We start from the raw sequence: 17,982 nt of genomic DNA, 5'->3' as shown, positions 1-17,982 counted from the left end.
AGAAAAGGGGATTAGCGCAGCGGCTGGCTGGAGCCGCGCACAATGAGCTCACCGGGGAAAACCTGCTCATTGATCGGCTGCTCATTACCGTCAATGCGTGAGATCACCTGTTCCAGCGCCGCATAGCCAATTTGCCAGGTGGGCTGTTTCAGGGTGGTGATGCCCACGCCCGCCAGTGCGGCCCACTCCAGCTCATCAAAACCAAGCAGGCCAATGGTTTCACCCCAGCGCTGTTCGAGCCGCTGCAAGGCGCGCGCCACCTGCAAGGTCAGGGCTCCGTTGGCGGCCATCACCGCGCAGCGTTTGTCACTGTGGCGTTGCTGGAATGTCCGCAGCACCTGCTCCAACTGTTCTGGCTGATGCAGGGGGACTTCGGCGTTTTCCGCCATCACGCCGGCGTGGGCTTTACAGGTGTCATAGAACGCGCCGAGTCGTTCACGGCGGGTGTTAACGCTACCCAAGGGTTCGCTGAGGAACAGCAGGGCATCGTAACCGTTGTCCAGCAGATGCTGGGTGGCAATTTGCGCGGCTTCGGGGTTATTCAGGCCAACCACATCACAGGCGAAGTCAGGAATTTTACGGTCAATCAGCACCATCGGCAGCATCGACTGCTGCAGGCGCTTCAGCACCTCTTCGTGCATCCCGACCGCGTTCACCACGATGCCCTCAACCTGATAGCTGCTCAGCAGTTGCAGATAATACTGCTCGCGATCGACTTCGTTGTTGGTGTTACACATCAGCAGCGTAAAGCCCTGCGCACGGCAGGCCGCTTCGATACCGCTCAGCACATCCACGGAATAGGGATTGGTAATATCCGCGATAATCAGGCCAATCAGCCGCGTGCGGCCACGCTTCAGGCCGCGTGCCATCTGGCTGGGACGATAATCGAGGTCGGCAATCGCCTGTTCAATACGGGCTTTGAGATCGGGCGAGAGCAGATTCACTTCGCCATTAAGATAGCGGGAAACGCTGGTTTTACCGGTTTTTGCCGTGCGGGCAACGTCACTGATTGTGGCTCGTGGCGGCCTGGTCTTCATCGCGTACACCTGAATAATAAAATCAGGCGAAGACTATCACAGCGCGGCGCGCACGCAATCATTGTGCATCAGAAGTGAGGCGCAACATCGGTTGCCACAGCGTCTGGAGCTCCTCAAGCGGTGCACCTTCCAGCAGTTGCAGCACCATTTCGGCCACGCGTTCGCCAATGCGCTGCTGCGATAGCTGCAAAATCGCGTTCACCGGATGATCGATAATGGAGTCATGCGGCAAGCCATCGTAGACATAGAGGGGGATCGCCCGCGCGCCGCTTAAACGGTCGGCCTGCTGCAACGCGATGGCCGCGCCTTCACCCAGCGGCGCACAATCCGTGATGATGGCTTGAGGCGCGATATCCTGCGCCAGCCAGCGCTGTGTTTGCTGGTAACCGGCACGACGTGTTACCGGCAGCGCGGCCAGCATCGTTGGCGCGATAGGTGGTTGATGCTGTGTGAGGGCATCGATAAAGCCATGGCGACGATCGAGGATATACGTGCAGGGCTCGCTGCCGCCAAGATAGGCAAGCCTTGTCAGCCCTTGTTGCAGGCAGTGTTCAGCGGCCAGCAAGGTGCCTGCATGATTATCGTAATCAAACCAGGCATAAGGTTGCGGCAGCTGGCTGCGGCCCAGCGTGAGAAAGCGATAGCCTTTCTGCTGCAAACGCTGCAGACGGATATCATGCGGTTGGGTATGGGTGAGAATCAGCGCATCCAGCGCGCCACTGCGCAGCAAGCGCATCAGCGTGCGGTGCTTATCCTGCGGTTTATCCGGCAGGATCATCAGATCAATGTCATGCTGAGCAAGGCGTTGATCCAGCGTCAACAGCATTTCACTGTAATAGCTGTCATTCAAAGAGGCGGTGCTGACCGGGAAAACCAGCCCGACGGCATTGGCGCGCCCGGTCTTCAGACGGCGCGCGGCATCATTCGGACGATAGCCGCGTGAAGTGGCTTCTTCTTCAATACGTTTACGCGTGGCGGCCGCAACATCGTCATAGCCATTTAGCGCACGACTCACGGTGGTAACAGAGAGGCCGAGGGCAGCGGCAATGGCTTTGAGCGACATGATGACGTTTTCCACCGATCAAATTTTGATCACGCTAGCATAAAGTATTTCACGGCTCTATTGGTTGACGATTATAGAGCGTTATCTGATACAAAAAGCGTCAATTGCGGTGTAAAAACGTGCGGAAAAGCCGATCTGCAGAAACAGATCGGCGAGCGGGATTAACCCAGTGGACTCAGCGTGATCTCGACGCGGCGGTTTTGTGCTTTACCCGCTTCGGTGCTGTTGCTGGCCACCGGATTATCCGGGCCCATGCCCTGCGTGCGCAGACGGTTCTGGGCTACGCCTTGCAGAATCAGGCCGCTGGCCACGCTATCCGCACGCTGTTGCGACAGGCGCATATTCAGCGCGCGCGTACCGGTGCTGTCGGTGAAGCCCACCACATTGACGGCGGTTTTAGGATACTCTTTCAGCACCATCGCGACACCTGTTAAGGTGTTAGCACCTGCGGGTTTCAGGTTGCTGCTGTTAGAGTCAAAGGTGACGTTATTCGGCATATTCAGCACGATGTTATCGCCCTGACGCGTCACGCTGACGCCAGTACCGCGCATTTTGTCGCGCAGCTTCGCTTCCTGCACATCCATGTAATAGCCGACGCCACCGCCCAGCGCCGCACCGGATGCGGCACCAATCAGCGCGCCTTTGCCGCGATCTTTCTTCGACGATGACAACACGCCAACGCCTGCACCCAGCACGGCACCTAAGCCCGCGCCGATGCCGGATTTCCCGGCCTGCGATTCGCCGGTATAAGGATTGGTGGTACAACCGGACAGCACAACGCTGCCGCTGAGTAACAAGGCCAGCGTCAAACTACGCTTTTTCATTGAAAATCCCTCACAAAGTCACACGGGGAAAATGCCCCAAAACGGCACTATTATGCCGTTCAATAATGGGGAAATGCGTGAGGGTCAGTCTTAAAGTGTAAAGTTTTGCGTTAAAGATTATCGGGATGGCAGAAACAGCTGGTTTGATGATCGTTAATCAGCCCACACGCCTGTATAAATGAATGGCAGGTTGTGGGACCGACGAATTTAAAACCACGCTTCTTTAACGCCTTAGAGAGCGCAATGGCAGGCTCGGAGGTGGTGGGCGCCAGCTTGTAATCGGCGAAACGGTGCAAAATCGGCTGATTATCGACGAATGACCAGATAAAGCGTGAAAAGTCTTCGCCTTCCGCTTCCAGCGCCAGCATGGCTTTGGCGTTATTGATGATCGCCTCCAGCTTGCCGCGATGACGAATTAATCCGCTGTCTTGCAGCAAGCGCAGCATGTCTGCCTCATCCATCAACGCCACGGCCTGAGGATCAAATTCGTGGAACGCGCGACGATAGTTCTCACGTTTCTTGAGCACGGTGATCCACGACAAACCCGCCTGTTGTCCCTCAAGGCAGATCATTTCAAATAAGGCCCGCTTATCAGTTTGCGGCACACCCCACTCATTATCGTGGTACGCCAGATAGAGTGGATCCTGTGTTACCCAGCCACAACGTTGCATATTACTCTCCCTAAGCATGAGGAAAATACAGTTAATCCCTTGACGTATTACAGAATCGATTAATAGTTAATCAATGGGTGCCGATAATCAATAAACCTGAATCTTAACGCCCGTATCCTTTCTGGCTCGTCAGGAGTCTTTCATGTTGCAGAAAAGTGAGTGGACAGGCCAGCACAATCTCATGCTGGCTTTAGGCAGTGTGTGGCTGTTATTTGCGGCGCTGCCGGCTTACGCATGGGATGAATCGGGCGCGGATTATGTGCCGGATTACAATGCGATACTTGCTGAAAAGATTTCCAGTCATCACCTGATGTTGACAGAAGATCGTGACACCAGCCTGATGGATGCCGCGCTTAATTCACCGGATGAGAGCGCGATGGTGCTGCACAGTGAAAAAGCCAGCGTGGGGAATGCCCCCTTTGCTAACCGCTATTCGGCAGGCTGGCAGATGCCGATGAGTGCGACGCTGCGCACCGGTCCGGTGGCGCAATTCGCGGTGGATGATTCGCGAGTGAGTTGCCCGAAGTGTGAATTTGTCGATGGCAATCACGCCGGACATATTGCCTCACTGGGCTGGCGCGCTGATTCCACCCTTGACTGGATTTCACCCTGGGCACAGGTTAGCTACAGCCATCAATTGAGTGATGAAAATGCGTCATCGCTGCGCGATCGCCCCGAGGAGATCGGCCATGAAAGCAACTGGGTGGATGTCAGCGTGGGGGCCAATGTGCCGTTTGGGCAAAATATGGCGGCTTTCGCCTCCTTCTCGCAAACCGGGGCGGTGGTCAGCGGTGAGCAGTTTATTTACAGCCTTGGCGTCAGCGCCAGCTTCTAAATCCTGCGCGATCCATCGCGTTAAAACAGGTACACTGACCACTTAGCGCTAAACCTATCGGCGCTCCGGGTTGGTCAACGTCAGGTTTCTTCATGTCAGTTAAAATCTTATCTTCAACGCTGGTGGGGCTGGATGGCTTTTGCCAGGATCCGCTTGCCGTGTTGCAGCAGGCCGATAACGGCGTACTGGCGGTGCTGCACAACAATGCGCCCGCTTTTTATGCGCTGACACCGCAGCGTCTGGCACAGTTGCTGGCGCTGGAAGCCGCAGCGCAGCAGCCAAATGATGTCACGCTGGATGACAGCCTGTTCCATACCGATGCGGCACCGATTGCCACACCGGTAGGCAAGTTTGCCATGTACGCGGGCTGGCAGCCGGATCACGATTTTCAGCGGCAGGCCGCCATCTGGGGTGTGGCGCTGAATGAACCGGTCACCGCAGCCGAACTGGCTACCTTTGTGGCTTACTGGCAGGCCGAAGGCCGACTGTTCCATCATGTGCAGTGGCAGCAGAAACTGGCGCGCAGCGTACAAATGAACCGCGCTGCTAATGGCGGTCAGCCCAAGCGCGATGTCACCCAGATCAGCAATACTCAATATGATATTCCCGATGGATTCCGAGGTGAGTGATGAAAACGCCGAACGATCTTTTCAGTCGCCTGAAAAAATTTATGCCTGCGGATGTGCAGCCGAAATTTAAAAACGGTGAAGAGCTGCTGGCGTGGAATCAGGAGCAGGGCCGTCTGCGCTCCGAAGCCATCGTGCGCGAAAACCGCGCCATGAAAATGCAGCGTATCATGGGGCGTTCCGGTATCCGTGAGCTGCACATGAACTGCTCGTTTGATAACTATCGTGTCGAGAATGATGGTCAGCGCAAAGCACTCGCGCTGGCGCGGGAGTATGCCGCCGGGTTCGACAACAGCATCGCCAGCTTCGTGTTTTCTGGCCGCCCTGGCACCGGAAAAAACCATCTGGCCGCCGCCATCGGTAACGACCTCATTCTGCGTGGCAAAAGCGTATTGATTGTCACCGTGGCCGATTTGATGTCGAGCATGAAAGGCACCTTCAGCGGTGGCAGCGACATCACCGAAGAGCGCTTGCTGCAGGATCTTAGCCATGTGGATCTGCTGGTGATCGATGAGATCGGCATGCAGAGCGAATCCCGCTACGAAAAAGTGATCATCAATCAGATTGTCGATCGTCGCTCATCGTCAAAACGCCCAACCGGCATGTTGTCGAATCTGGACCCGGCGGGAATGAACGGCTTATTAGGTGAGCGCGTGATGGATCGTATGCGTCTCGGCACCAGTTTGTGGGTGCGTTTCGATTGGGAAAGCTATCGCAGCCGTGTACGCGGTGATGAGTATTGAGTCAGGTGGGCGCGCGATGAAAGTAGCCGGTAAAGGCCCCGCATTACTTCGATTAAACAACCTTAAGCGCGTGATGACGCAACTGCGTAGCACACGTATTACTTCCCGCCAGGATATCGCGCTGGCGCTGCAGCTGAGTAAAAACACCGTATCCCTGATTGTGGATGATTTGCTGGCGCAGGGCCTGATTCACGAACTCGGCCCGGTGAGCGTGGCAGCGGCTGGGCGCCCAAAAATCGAAATTTCGCTACGCGCGGAAAAGCTAAAAAGCGCCGGCATCATGGTGGAGCGCAACGCCATTCACTGGCGCGTCTGTGATTATTTCTCGCAGGTGATTGCGGAACAGACCTGGCAAACGGCGACCGCCGATCCTGAGCAGCTGCTGCGTGAGCTGGAGGAAGTGTGCCAGACCTTGCACGCCGCGCATCCTGAACTGCTGGGCATCGCCGTAGGCTTTCCCGGCATTATCGATCCACAGCGCGGCAGGGTGCATTTTTCCGCCCATCTTGGCTGGCAGGATGTCGATGTTTTGACGCCGCTGGTCAGCGCCTGCCGTTTGCCGCTGCGCATTATGCATAACGTCAAAGCCGCTGCGCTGCTCTCGGTGGAGCAACTCGATCTGGATAGAGCACAAAGCCATTTTTATCTGCGTATCGGTGAAGGGGTTGGCGGTGCGCTGGTGGAACAGGGCGAAGTGTTTGTCGGCAGCAGCTGGACCGCCGGGGAGATTGGTCATTTGCAGGTGCAACCGAAAGGGCTGCGTTGTAGCTGTGGACGTTCAGGCTGCCTGGAAACGCTGATCAGTCAGCCCGCAATTCAACAGCAGTTGGGGCAGCGTAAAACAGGACTGCGCTGGCAGAATGCCGCCAGTGAACCGCAGATCGTGAGTGAAGTGATGGCGTTAACCGGTCAACATTTGGGCCACGCCCTGAGCCATGTGATGCAGCTGGTGAACCCGGCGAGCATCATTATTGATGGGCCGTGGAATACGCATCCTGCCTTTATCCAGGCGGTTGAAGAAACGGCGCAGGCCAGCACGCTGGCCTTTACCTTCTCCCACACGCAGCTGCATTTCCTGCCGCAGCGTATTGATCCTGCCAACGGTTTGGCGCTGGCGGTGATTGAGCAATATGAGCGCGCCATCTCTTAGGCGCGCTTCATCACATTAATGCCGTGGAATATCAAATGACTCGCTGGATTTGGTCGTTGAGGTGCTCTGTGGCAAATCAGCCTCAACGTTAAACTTCTCCAGCACCAGCCCATGAATTTTCTCCAGCGACACGCCCGCGGTCTCTGGCAGGTAGCGGAAGGTAAAGAAGTACATTCCCAGAGAGAAAATCGCGAACAGCAGCAGCGGGAAGCCACCGTGGAACAGATCCAGCAGCATCGGGCTGCTGTTCATGATCGGGAAAGTACTGCTGATCACAAAGTTCGCCAGCGACATGGCACAGATGGAAATCCCGACGCAGATCGAACGAATTTCGGTAGGGAAGATTTCGCCCAGCACGGTCCAGACAATCTGGCCCCAGGTCATGCCAAAGAAAATCATATAGGCAAACAGACCCACCACCGCCAGCATACCCGGCAGGTGATAATAGAACGCGATGAACGAGTAAGCGAGGCAGATGCAGGAGGTGATGGCCCCCAGCAGCAGCAGCTTACGGCGGCCAATTTTATCAATCACCATCATGCCCGCCAGCACGCCAATAAACTGACAAATCGACAGCCAGAAGGTCTGCAGCAACGCCGAATCGGTGCTGCCCGCCACGTTCTTCAGCAATGTCGGACCGAAGTACTGAATGACGTTAATGCCGCTGATCTGGTTACCGACCGCCAGACCGATACCGATGATCAACAGCGGAATGGTGGTTTTATCCAGGCGCAGGCGCGATTTATGTTGGTGAGCGGTTTTGTCTGAGAACGAGTGTTTGATTTCATTGAACACGCTCTCGGCATGCTCGCGGTTGGAAATTTTGGTCAGCGTATCCAGCGCTTCATCGTATTTGCCCTTGAGCACATTCCAGCGCGGAGATTCCGGGATAAAGGCGATGAAGAAGATGAACAGTGCACAAGGCACCAGTGCAGTAGCCAGAATATAACGCCAGCCCATGTTAATCATCACCTCGGGCAGCGTCGATTTGGTGATGAAGTAGTTGGTCAGTAACACCACCGATTGTCCACCGACACAGCATACCGCATAGAGTGCAGTGGTACGGCCGCGAAACTTCGAGGGCGACAGTTCCGCGAGGTAAATCGGCGAAATCACCGAGGCGAGGCCAATCGCCAGCCCACCAATGATGCGGAACAGCACAAACACCGTGAAGTTGTGGGCGATGGCGGTGCCGATCACCGAAACGGTGAACAGCAACGCGGTAATGGCGAGCGATTTTTTGCGTCCGAGTTTGTCGCTCAGTCGCGGGGCAATAAAGCAGCCCACTAAGCTTCCCAGCAGAATGTTGGAAACGGCCCAGCCGGTTTCTGCGGGGGTTAACTGGAAATATTCACTTAAAGGTTCGATTGCACCGGAGATAATTGAAGAGTCATAGCCCATTAGCAGTCCGCCAAATGCCGCGACGGTACAGCAGAGTATGACGTACTTCATGTTGTAGCGTTTTTGCCTGGTATCCATTGTTATAGCCCCTTGTCTCTACGGCCTGAACGTTACGTGTTCAGAAAGAGGAGTGGTGTAGGTTATCGATGTTCAGCGTTTTTCACTCAAGGTCATCGCGTTGGAATATATGTTCTAAATGATGGTTTTTGGATAATTTTTTCCAGAGAGTGTGAACGACGTTGCGAAAATTGCTGATGGCAATATTCACGGTAGGGCCATATTTGGCTGAAATGATAGGTTTTTTATCAGAGGCGAGAGGCGTGATATGACTATTCTTGTTTTTTCTTGCAACGGTGTGAAATTTTTATTCTGTAATGTGACGCTGATTTCTCTCCTTGAGGGAGGTTAAGCGTAGGTTTCATTTTTTTCCGGGCAACGGGCATAATACGTTGATTGACAGGCCATCTTTGCGGACGTCGCAATGAAAACGCAGCGCATCACTCTGGACGATATTGCTACCCTGGCGGGCGTCACCAAAATGACGGTAAGCCGTTATTTACGTACCCCGGAAAAGGTTAAAACGGAAACGGCGGAGAAAATCGCCAGCGTCATGGCTGAAATCGGCTACGTCCCCGATAGCGACAACACCACCGCAACCAAACAGAGTCAGCCGCGTATTGGCGTGCTGGTTCCTTCGTTTAACAACCAAATCTTTGCCGATCTGCTGGCGGGCATTGAGTCGGTCACCAGTGCGCACGGCTATCAGACGCTGGTGGTCAATTACGACTACAACGCCCAGCGTGAAGAGGAGCAGATCGCCACCGTGCTGGCGTTTAACATCAAAGGGCTGATCCTCACCGAATCCGTGCACACGGTGCGCGCCGAGAAATACCTCAATGCCGCCAATATTCCGGTGGCGGAAGTGATGGGGCTGACGGAAGCCAGCGGGCGGATCAACGTCGGTTTTGATAACTATCGCGCCGGTTACGATATGACATCGATGCTGCTGGCCAGCGGCAAACAGCGCGTCATCTATTTTGGTTCGATGTCCGATCGCCGCGATGAGCAGCGCTATGCGGGTTATCGTGATGCGGTAGAAGCGGCGGGCTTCCCGGCGGGAAGAATTGTGCCGAACAAGGTCTCTTCAGTATCGATTGGTACGGGCATGATGACGCTGGCACGCCAGCTCTATCCGGAAATGGACGCGATTCTCTGCACCAATGATGATTTAGCTGTCGGCGTATTGCAGGAGTGTCAGGCAGCCGGAATTGCCGTGCCACAGACGATGGCGATTGCCGGTTTTCACGGGCTGGAGATTGGCCAGGCCACCACGCCGCGTTTAGCCAGCGTGATCACGCCACGTTTTGAGATGGGTAAAGTCGCCACCGAGATTGTGCTGAAGAAGATTAACCAGCAGCCGACTATTGAACAGGTCAATCTGCATTATCGACTCTCGATGGGAGCGACTATCTAGACGACCGGATAAATTGTTGCTATCGGGCGGCTTTGCTACAGTGTCGTGAACTTTAGAGGAATGATCCATGCCCCGCGACAACCGAATGTCCCGCTCACTGCACGCCTTAATTCATCTTGATCGGCACGTTAAACGCGCCACTTCGGAAGCGATGGCGAAGATGTTGGGCACCAATCCGGTGGTGGTACGCCGCATGATGTCTGGCCTGCGCGAAAAAGGCTATGTGGTCTCGGAGAAGGGGCACGGCGGCGGTTGGGAGCTGCGGGTGGAACTCAGCGCGATTACGCTACTGGATGTGTATCAGGCGATTGGGTCGCCAGCGCTGTTCAGTATCGGGCCTGCTGCCGATCCTTCGCCGTGTTTAGTTGAACATGCGGTCGACGAGCGTCTGGATCAGGCGCTCCATGAAGCGGAAGTGCTGCTGCTTCAACGCTTTAGCCACATCACCGTGGCTGATATTGCCGATGATTACCTCAAGAAAATGGCAAAACTGGGGCTGGAATCTGAGCCCCATCCGCTGTGCAGTGAATAACCTCAATCCTGCTTCTGCAAAGTGATCTGCGCATTGTGCTTCATCACATGCGTGGTGACTGCTGCCTGGAACACTTTGAACATCAAACCGTTGATAAAGGTGGTCAGGGTTAAGGTAATGAACGCTGTCATCACCCAATCAATGAGTGCCATATCGCTGTGCAATAGCGCAGGGCGATAAATCACCATGCCCGCGAGCACCGTCCAATGGCTCATGCAGTAAAAGCAGTGGAACAGATGGCCGAGCAGCGCGTGCTTTTTGGCGGTCCACGCGCGTAAGCCAGCAAACAACTCGGTTTGCGTGAGGGTCATCGCGATACTGGCCGCTGCCAGAGCTATCGCGACACAAGTTCCCACGTCTGAAGTCATCCAACTATTCATACATCCTCCTGTCAGGCATTTGTCATGTAACTTACAATATTACATGATAGTGTAAGCTGCAAGCGTCGGGTCAGAACGACAGCCATTAAAGTTTGGCGAGATATCGTTATTTATTGGCTTTAACGCTAAACATAGCCAGCTGAGGCTTTTTTATAATGTTGCTGACTTTTTAATCCGCCATCAGGAGGAAAGATGGATATTCAGGCAGCTTGTATGCATCAACTGATGCTCTGGATCGAAGACAATATTGAACAGCGACTGACGCTGGAGACGGTCGCGCGTCGTGCGGGCTATTCGCAGTGGCATCTGCAACGCATGTTCCGCCACCATACTGGTATCGCGCTAGGCAGCTATATTCGCGAACGTAAACTCACGGCATCGGCGATTGCGCTGATGAACGGTCATATGCCGCTGATGGAGATTGCGATTAAGTATGGCTTTGAGTCGCAGCAGACATGGTGCCGCACTTTCCGCCGCATGTACGATCTGCCGCCCGGCGCGTTTCGTCGTAAATATCATCACAGCCTGCCAGCGATCGATGGGCCTATGAGTCTTCTGATACTGCAACCGCAGACGCGTCAGGCGGCGTAAAGTATTTGCCGGGCGTGGAACCAAAGGCGCTGCGGAAGGCGCTGATGTAACTGCTCACGCTATCAAAACCGACCTGCCACGCTACCTGCTGCACACTTTTGCCGTCGGCCAGTCCTTCCAGTGATTTCAACAGTCGCGACACCTGGCGATAGCGCGAGAGGCTCATGCCCACTGCGCTGGCCCAATGACGGCTAAGGCTACGTGGACTCAACCCCGCCCACTGTGCCAGCTCGGGGCCAGTGCGGGTATCCGCCGGATTATCCATCAACAAGCGCGCAATCTGCCGCAGACGCGGCTCTTCGGGGAGTGGCAGCGTCAGCGCATGCTCGGTGGACTCATACAGCTCATCAAGAAACACATCGCATAACCGATTGTAACGATCGCTGCCCCAGCTATCCGGCGACAAATTTGCCAGCCGCTCAGCCAGCGGTTCCAGCACCGAAGGACAGGAGAGTAGCACCGGGTGTTTTGGCAGCGGTGCCGTCAGCGCTTCATCCACCAACACCGTCCAGCCGAGCACGCGACCTGGCCCGATAATCGCGTGTTCGAAGTGTGGCGGAATCCACCCCACCAGGCGCGGCGGATTGGCGAAGATGCCCGAGGGCGTGTTGACCGTCATCATCCCTTGCTTCAGACAGTAAAGTTGTCCGGCGGCATGTCTGTGGGTGCGGCTTTCTCGATCAAGCTGTTTCGATAATGACGCCGCAATCACTTTGGGTGCATTGGGTTGCAGCAGTTTTTGGCGCAGCTCATCCGCACGCGGATCGCCAGAGAAGGTGAGGTTGTCGGTGGGATGGATGAGCATGGGTGATTCCGCAATAGCCAGCGTGAAAGACAGTATAGAATCATGAACAAGCTGATTTTTAAACAGAGCTCAGTTGTTCGGTTTTACCGAATAACTGCATTGTGCAGGCGAGGTAAAAAGATTTGAACAAGTGGCGGAGGATAGTGCAGAAGTAAAGTGCCAACCTTGCTCTACATCCTCAGGCTGAAATTTTCCAACTTGTAATGATGACTTACAGGTTGCCTAAGCCAATCATTTAGAAATGAGTAACAGTAAGAGGAAGGTGGCGGAAGATCACAGGAGTGCGAATTTATGTATATGACAATGATAAACAAGGATTTTAATTTGTGTACATTAATGTATTATACACATTAATATACACATTAATCTTAGAAGGGTGTTCATCGATGTAAAAGTGTTCTAACCCTATCAGCGACCTCTTCAGGATTTTTTTCATATACCATATAAAGTTTATCACGCAGTAAAGGTAATGCTGTTTTAACTATTTCCTCATCATCTTTTTTTACCAGCGTTAAAAGCTTGACGTCCCCATCGGATATCTCACTTGCCAAGACTGCTCTTAATTCCTTTTGAGGCCATTCTTTATTAACGGAGCTAGCTGATAAAATGGCAATGACATACTTAGATTTAACTAAGGCTGAATTTATTTTTTCTATTAATGAGTCGCCCCAGTTTATTTCAACATGATCGATAAAAGCTGAAATATTAATTTTAGTTAATTCATCGTATACGGGGTTGGCAATATCTTCCTTGTCTTCACTTGCATGGCAGATGAATACATCAAAGTTTTCTGTTTCTTTCATAGCCCTCAGCCCTTCTTTTGTTTTTGATGGATCGTTATGACTCATGTATGACATCAGCTTTAAATATCCCGGGTAATCTTCTCCTCTTACCATTTTTATGAAACTAAGTCTTCCATAGATATGATTTCGGAAAATTTCTGTGGCTTGTTTGTTATTTTTTGTCTTGTATCCTTTTTCTGTAGTAAACAGAAGTGCATACTTTACCTTATCATCTTTCCATCTGTGAATCATTGAGCGTGTAATTCTGATGTATTTTCTGTCAATATTTACTTTCTCATTGACAACCAAGCCCGTAACACTTTGTCTAGTGTTTTTTGTTTGAACTCTAAATTTATCATAGTTAATTCTGAAACCATTTCTTGAGATGATTCCTTCAACAGTCTCGCTAATCTCATAACTTCCATCATCATTTTGTTCAATAATATCAATAACTTTTTTTTGATTAAATGAAAAGGTTATATCATCAGCATATCGAGAGTAAGATATGTTTTTTCTGCCTGCCAGTTGAGTGAGCTGTTTATCAAGCGAGGCAGATGCAAGATTAGCTAATACAGGGGATGTACATGCGCCTTGAGGCAGCTTACCATTGTGAGTGCATAGCTGAGCTAAAACTGTGGCCGCTGGATGAGCAAAATTGAAAGGTTTGCTTTTGAATATCCCATAAACTCTGGCAAATGTTATTGAGTCAAAATAATTTTCAATATCAATATTTACGACAAACTTTTTCTTAGTATGCATGACTGCATTTGTAATGATGCTTTTATCTTTTATGAAGCCGTGAGCAGATTTTTTTGGTCTGTAAAAGTATTCAATAATAGGCTTTATTTTTTCTTGTAGTATTGATAATCCTCCATTGGGAGCATTGATAATTCTTTTGTTCCCATTTTTCTTTTCTATCTCAAAACTTCGGTAGTTATCTTTCTTACTATAGAGAATATAGAGTAATTGGCCGACAGGAATTTCAAGAAGATTTGCAATGTCGTTTGCTGAAGTAACGACAATGTCACCGGATTCAATTAGTTTGCATATTTTTATTAAGCTCTCTTGGTCTATAGTGGATTCGTTTTTGAGCTTTTTGTTTCTCCATTTTATGTTCCTTCCGTCTTTGTATGGTTCTGGTTCAACTTGAGGAAGTTCGGGTGTGGATTCTTGATTTTCTTTATTTGCTAAGTTGAGGCTGTGCATTAATAATTTATCATGTAGTGACAAAATCAACCCCTATAATCTAGTCAATATTACGGCTCTGCCCAATCACTTTGCGCAACGTATAGCTGACAACCCGTTGCGAACAATAACCATCGGCTGAACGGTGGCATGTGTCCTAACATTAGTTCCTTCGAGGCGAAACAACCTCACAAATTTAAGGCAGAGCCGTACAAGATATCTACCATATTGATAAATTAAAATGAAGTGAAAAAGATTTCATTTGAAAGTGTTCACACTGTTCACCTTCAATTTTAATCATTTTAAATCAAATAGTTAGATGGTGAAGTGTTAAGGTCTGCATGTACACGGGTGTACACATGAAGTGATCACTCCGGGCTGAAACGTAAAAAAACCGGCCTGAGCCGGTTCGTTTGCTGCGGGGGTTACTGACTGCACGCGGGCAGCCAGTCGGCTTCGCTGTCCTCATGCAGCGTGAGGTTGGTCTGGACACCGTTATTCGTCCGGCGCTTCAGCAGAATGCGCTCATACTCTTTCAGCGTCTGCGGCACCGCTTGGCCGAATGCCGTCAGGCTCAGCGGGTGCTGATGGCCGCGTGACTCCATAAACGACAGGTAGGCATGATAGAGATAGCGTTTCGGGTTCAGCGGGCGGATATTGGCGTTACCCATAAACAGGCCGGTCGCGGTGCTTATCGGCATCAGGTAGGCGCAGAAATCGACCAGCGGGTCAGCCTGGCGTTTAATTTCCAGCGCCTCGCCGGACGTCTGCTGCGCCTGGAGCAGCGCGCGGGCCTCCTCCGGCTGACTGAAGCGCTGCATCAGGTGACGCACGATGACGGCCAGCTCGGTGCTGATTTTGTCCAGCAACTGCGGGTCACGCTCCTTTGCCGGTATCACTTCCGGGAACGTCAGGATTACCCGGCGGCGCGACACGCCGCCGCTGCGGTCGCTGAAGCGCATCGGGTTGTTGTTCACCGCCAGAATCACCGCCGGAATGTGCGCCGAGTAGGCGTCACGGTATTTCGGGTCGATTGCCACCGCATCACCGCCGGTAATCGCCTTGATGCCCGCGCCGTCGCCGCTCCATTTCTCCTGGTCAGGCAGGATAATCAGCGAGAAGCCCACCACGCTGGCGCGCTCGCGGGAGGATTCCAGCGTGTCAATGGTGGCAGACGTGGTGTTGTCTTTTCCGGCCAGCATCGTGGCAATGGAGGCCATCACGCTCTTGCCGCTGCCGCCGGGGCCGGTGACCTCAAGAAACATCTGCCAGTCATAGCGGTTTGCCAGCACCATAAATAACGCCGCGAGAATTCGCTCCTGCTTGTCATGGTTGTGTCCGGCGGCCCGCGTCAACCAGCGCCAGAAAGCCGGGGCGTGGTCTGCAAGGTTTTCACCCGGACGCGGGACGGTGTAGTCCACGCTGTTCACCGTGCGCAGCCAGTGCTCGCGGCGGTGCGGGCTGAAGGTGCCTTTTGTGGTGTCATACACGCCGTTACGGAAGCCAATCAGGCGGCGGGACGGTTCACCCATCTGCGGCACCATCAGCTTGAGCGTGTCCAGCACGCTGCCGATACCGGCGGCCGAGAACGGTGCGCGCACCTTCTGAAACAGGGCGGCGATTTCCCGGCGCAGCGTCTTCGCCTCCATCACCTGCCATGCGCCGTTCTCATAGCGGCAGATTTCTTCCCCGAACGGCGGCACGGCCAGCGCCTGCCCGTAGTGGGCGACCAGCAGCTCCGCCTTCTGGCTGGCGCTCATGGCCTTCAGGTCGGCTTCGCTGACGGACTCAAACGGGCTGAGCGGCTGCGGCTGCGTGAAGGCGGTGAGCTGCGCCTGGGTGGCGATATCCCCCTGCGCCTGCCACACGTCGTTCCAGTCACCCGCCACCGGCGGCAGGGCGGCTTTCCCGCCGCAGGCTTTCGCCGCTTCCTCTGCCTTTAACTGGCCGGTGCCGTTGTCGTCACGGTCGGCGGCAATCAGCATCATCGCGCCGGGGTGTGACTCACTCAGCCGCTTCGCCAGCGCGGGCAGGTTGTTGGCACTCAGCGCCACGTAAACCGCCTGCCCGGTTAGCCGGTGCACGGTCAGGCCGGTGGCGTAGCCCTCAGTGAGCCACAGCATTTTGCCGTCCGGCTCGCCTGCCAGCCAGTACGTGCCTTTCACCTGCCCGCCGGGCAGGGTGCGTTTGTCGCCTGCGGCGCTGATGAGCTGCACGTTAACGGCCGTACCGTCTTCACCGGTCAGGGGGATGAGCACATCCCCGGCGGCAAAACTGATGCCACCACAGCGCAGCGCATCAGCAAGCGTCAACGCCTGGGTACCGTGCAGCCCTTTCGCGGAAAGGTAGGCGTTGTCCGTGCGGCTGACAGCGGCGGCGATAAGCGCCTGCGCCCGTGTGGCGGTGTCTGCCTGCGCGCGGGTTCTGTCTGCGGCGTCATCCGTCACAGCCGGGGCGGACTCCGGCGGCGTGCCGAGCATCCCGGCCACCTTCATGGCGGCCTCTTTAGCACTGACGTCAAGCGCCTTTTCCACCAGGTTCAGGCCGTCACCGGCACCGCACTGGTTACACAGCCAGGTTCCGCGCCCACCCTGATTATCGAAGCGGAAGCGGTCTTTGCCGCCACAGACCGGGCAGGCTCCGTGCCGCCCGCCTGTGTCCACGCTGATGCCGAGTGCTGGCAGAAGCTGCGGCCACAGTCCGGTGGCCGCCTTTACGGTGTCAGAGACAATATGTTTCATGTGCGCATCCTCCCTCAGTGCAGCGTCGTGCGGCTGGCGGCCGCAAGCTGGCTGCGGAACAGCTCATCCATCATGGTGACGCCGAGCGGCGTAAGGCGCGGCGGCGCGGTCAGCAGGTCAGGCTCGACCATATCGCCGAGCATGGTGCAGGCCATCTCCATGCCTGCATCGGGGCCGTGACGGCGCACATAGAAGCCTTCCAGCTCAAGGGCGATGGTCATCTGCAACTCATCGAGCGTGGCGGATACGGTAATGCCGAGGCTTTTGCAGGCATTCAGGTAGCCCTGCGCCAGCGCGCGGCGGTAAACGGCGGTGCGTACCTCAACGGGCAGGCAGGAGTGATTAACGGTCATCATGGCGGGCCTCCGTGGCTAACATCCGGGATTCACAGGTTTCAACGACTTTACCGAGCTGGTCGGTGAGCAGGGCGACGACCGAGGCCAGCGCCGCACCGTCAGGCACGCAGCCGCGCGCGCTCAGGCAGTTCACCGTGTCGAACATATCGAGCACGGTCACGCCGACCGTGTGCGCGTGCAGCAGGCGCAGGTAGTCAGCGTGGGGAATGGGGTAGGCGTCACTGTTATTCAGGCGTTTTGCGAGCGTGTTCATGCGGCCACCGCCTTAACCGGCAGGCGACCGGCAAAGGACAGGACGTAATCACGGGCGAGACTGGCGCGTGCGCTGCGCTCATCACCTGCCACGGTTCGCAGCATACAGGGACGTGCGGCGGCATCGGTGCGGCGCACGGCGGCAAAAATAAAGGTGAATTCGGGATGAGACGTGCTGAGGATCACTGCCATGATGAATAACTCCTTTGTTAGCTGAAAAGAGCTACCACCGGAGTTCCTACGCTCATGGGTGGTAGCCCGGACGGGGGTAGGAATACCGGTAACAAAGGAAACCGGCCAGCCCGAAGGCTGCCCCGCCCGGGCCACCATTACGCAGACGGCGCAACGGCTCAAGAACCGTTGCCCGGATAATGGGTGCACTGAGGCGATGACACAAAAAAACACGCATGGCGCGTGTTGTGTCGCCTTTGTTTTACACGGGTTCCTACGCCCGACTGCCGATTTTGCGGCAGCGCGAAAACTGTATAACGGCCGCTCGCCAGAGAAAAGCCTTTTTTCACACATCGGGGCGTT

Annotated in this window: 19 protein-coding genes; 7 read left to right on the top strand and 12 right to left on the bottom strand. The window is 54.3% G+C overall.

All coding sequences use genetic code 11. The annotated features are described in order from the left end of the window. Positions 1-11: 11 nt before the first annotated feature. The 4 genes from QMZ65_RS13830 to QMZ65_RS13815 form a co-directional block, all read right to left on the bottom strand. Positions 12-1,037 (bottom strand): LacI family DNA-binding transcriptional regulator, encoded by a 1,026-nt coding sequence (locus QMZ65_RS13830; RefSeq protein ID WP_097118443.1) that lies wholly within the window; start codon positions 1,035-1,037, stop codon positions 12-14. A 58-nt stretch (positions 1,038-1,095) separates the two neighbouring features. Beyond that, the gene (locus QMZ65_RS13825; protein WP_097118444.1) at positions 1,096-2,100 is read right to left on the bottom strand and encodes a LacI family DNA-binding transcriptional regulator; all 1,005 of its coding nucleotides are present in this window, start codon (positions 2,098-2,100) and stop codon (positions 1,096-1,098) included. Between the two features lie 161 nt (positions 2,101-2,261). Continuing rightward, on the bottom strand, positions 2,262-2,924 hold the full coding sequence (locus tag QMZ65_RS13820; RefSeq protein WP_045815063.1) for an OmpA family lipoprotein: 663 nt from the start codon (positions 2,922-2,924) through the stop codon (positions 2,262-2,264). Between the two features lie 110 nt (positions 2,925-3,034). After that, on the bottom strand, positions 3,035-3,595 hold the full coding sequence (locus tag QMZ65_RS13815) for a DNA-3-methyladenine glycosylase I (protein WP_211728885.1): 561 nt from the start codon (positions 3,593-3,595) through the stop codon (positions 3,035-3,037). Positions 3,596-3,737: 142 nt separating this feature from the next. Between QMZ65_RS13815 and QMZ65_RS13810 the strand changes: the two genes are divergently transcribed. The 4 genes from QMZ65_RS13810 to QMZ65_RS13795 all read left to right on the top strand — a co-directional run bounded on the left by QMZ65_RS13810 (position 3,738) and on the right by QMZ65_RS13795 (position 6,949). After that, positions 3,738-4,430, top strand: coding sequence for an autotransporter domain-containing protein (locus tag QMZ65_RS13810; protein ID WP_097118446.1), 693 nt, complete (start codon positions 3,738-3,740; stop codon positions 4,428-4,430). Positions 4,431-4,522: 92 nt separating this feature from the next. Continuing rightward, positions 4,523-5,059, top strand: coding sequence for a primosomal protein DnaT (gene dnaT / locus QMZ65_RS13805; protein WP_283216195.1), 537 nt, complete (start codon positions 4,523-4,525; stop codon positions 5,057-5,059). After that, positions 5,059-5,799, top strand: a complete 741-nt coding sequence (gene dnaC / locus QMZ65_RS13800) for a replicative helicase loader DnaC (RefSeq protein WP_034829969.1) — start codon at positions 5,059-5,061, stop codon at positions 5,797-5,799. Before dnaT ends, dnaC begins: the two co-directional genes overlap by 1 nt. Before the next feature lie 16 nt (positions 5,800-5,815). Then, on the top strand, positions 5,816-6,949 hold the full coding sequence (locus QMZ65_RS13795; RefSeq protein ID WP_166933326.1) for an ROK family protein: 1,134 nt from the start codon (positions 5,816-5,818) through the stop codon (positions 6,947-6,949). A gap of 15 nt (positions 6,950-6,964) precedes the next feature. On the opposite strand, the gene QMZ65_RS13790 is transcribed toward QMZ65_RS13795, so the two are convergent. Then, complete coding sequence (locus QMZ65_RS13790) at positions 6,965-8,428, bottom strand: sugar porter family MFS transporter (RefSeq protein ID WP_097118449.1); 1,464 nt, start codon at positions 8,426-8,428, stop codon at positions 6,965-6,967. A 403-nt stretch (positions 8,429-8,831) separates the two neighbouring features. On the opposite strand from QMZ65_RS13790, the gene QMZ65_RS13785 reads away from it, so the two are divergent. Together QMZ65_RS13785 and QMZ65_RS13780 are read left to right on the top strand one after the other, a co-directional pair. Next, positions 8,832-9,824: a LacI family DNA-binding transcriptional regulator gene (locus QMZ65_RS13785; protein WP_034829964.1), complete on the top strand. Its 993-nt coding sequence runs from the start codon at positions 8,832-8,834 to the stop codon at positions 9,822-9,824. Positions 9,825-9,891: 67 nt separating this feature from the next. Beyond that, complete coding sequence (locus tag QMZ65_RS13780) at positions 9,892-10,356, top strand: Rrf2 family transcriptional regulator (RefSeq protein ID WP_034829963.1); 465 nt, start codon at positions 9,892-9,894, stop codon at positions 10,354-10,356. A 2-nt stretch (positions 10,357-10,358) separates the two neighbouring features. Here QMZ65_RS13780 and QMZ65_RS13775 read toward each other — a convergent pair whose 3' ends face one another. Next, entirely contained in the window at positions 10,359-10,736 is a 378-nt protein-coding gene (locus QMZ65_RS13775; RefSeq protein ID WP_176505772.1) for a DUF1360 domain-containing protein, read from the bottom strand. A gap of 192 nt (positions 10,737-10,928) precedes the next feature. On the opposite strand from QMZ65_RS13775, the gene QMZ65_RS13770 reads away from it, so the two are divergent. Continuing rightward, the gene (locus QMZ65_RS13770; RefSeq protein WP_097118450.1) at positions 10,929-11,327 is read left to right on the top strand and encodes a helix-turn-helix domain-containing protein; all 399 of its coding nucleotides are present in this window, start codon (positions 10,929-10,931) and stop codon (positions 11,325-11,327) included. On the opposite strand, the gene QMZ65_RS13765 is transcribed toward QMZ65_RS13770, so the two are convergent. The 6 genes from QMZ65_RS13765 to QMZ65_RS13740 all read right to left on the bottom strand — a co-directional run bounded on the left by QMZ65_RS13765 (position 11,281) and on the right by QMZ65_RS13740 (position 17,973). Next, the gene (locus tag QMZ65_RS13765) at positions 11,281-12,132 is read right to left on the bottom strand and encodes an AraC family transcriptional regulator (protein WP_283216194.1); all 852 of its coding nucleotides are present in this window, start codon (positions 12,130-12,132) and stop codon (positions 11,281-11,283) included. The genes QMZ65_RS13770 and QMZ65_RS13765 overlap by 47 nt on opposite strands. Before the next feature lie 380 nt (positions 12,133-12,512). Further along, positions 12,513-14,120, bottom strand: a complete 1,608-nt coding sequence (locus tag QMZ65_RS13760) for a TIR domain-containing anti-phage reverse transcriptase (protein WP_283216193.1) — start codon at positions 14,118-14,120, stop codon at positions 12,513-12,515. Positions 14,121-14,524: 404 nt separating this feature from the next. Continuing rightward, positions 14,525-16,840, bottom strand: coding sequence for a primase-helicase zinc-binding domain-containing protein (locus tag QMZ65_RS13755; RefSeq protein ID WP_283216192.1), 2,316 nt, complete (start codon positions 16,838-16,840; stop codon positions 14,525-14,527). 14 nt (positions 16,841-16,854) lie between these two features. Further along, a complete protein-coding gene (locus QMZ65_RS13750; protein WP_283216191.1) occupies positions 16,855-17,196 on the bottom strand; it encodes a DUF5375 family protein in 342 nt (113 codons plus the stop codon). Then, a complete protein-coding gene (locus QMZ65_RS13745; RefSeq protein WP_283216190.1) occupies positions 17,183-17,449 on the bottom strand; it encodes a hypothetical protein in 267 nt (88 codons plus the stop codon). Before QMZ65_RS13745 ends, QMZ65_RS13750 begins: the two co-directional genes overlap by 14 nt. Then, positions 17,446-17,973, bottom strand: coding sequence for a host cell division inhibitor Icd-like protein (locus tag QMZ65_RS13740; protein WP_283216189.1), 528 nt, complete (start codon positions 17,971-17,973; stop codon positions 17,446-17,448). The genes QMZ65_RS13745 and QMZ65_RS13740 overlap by 4 nt, the downstream gene beginning before the upstream one ends. Positions 17,974-17,982 lie beyond the last annotated feature (9 nt).

It is taken from the genome of Pantoea sp. EABMAA-21, from assembly GCF_030053335.1.
Lineage (GTDB): Bacteria > Pseudomonadota > Gammaproteobacteria > Enterobacterales > Enterobacteriaceae > Pantoea > Pantoea communis.
The sequence above is the reverse complement of the archived record's forward strand: the minus strand, read 5'-3'. Positions and strand labels throughout refer to the sequence as shown.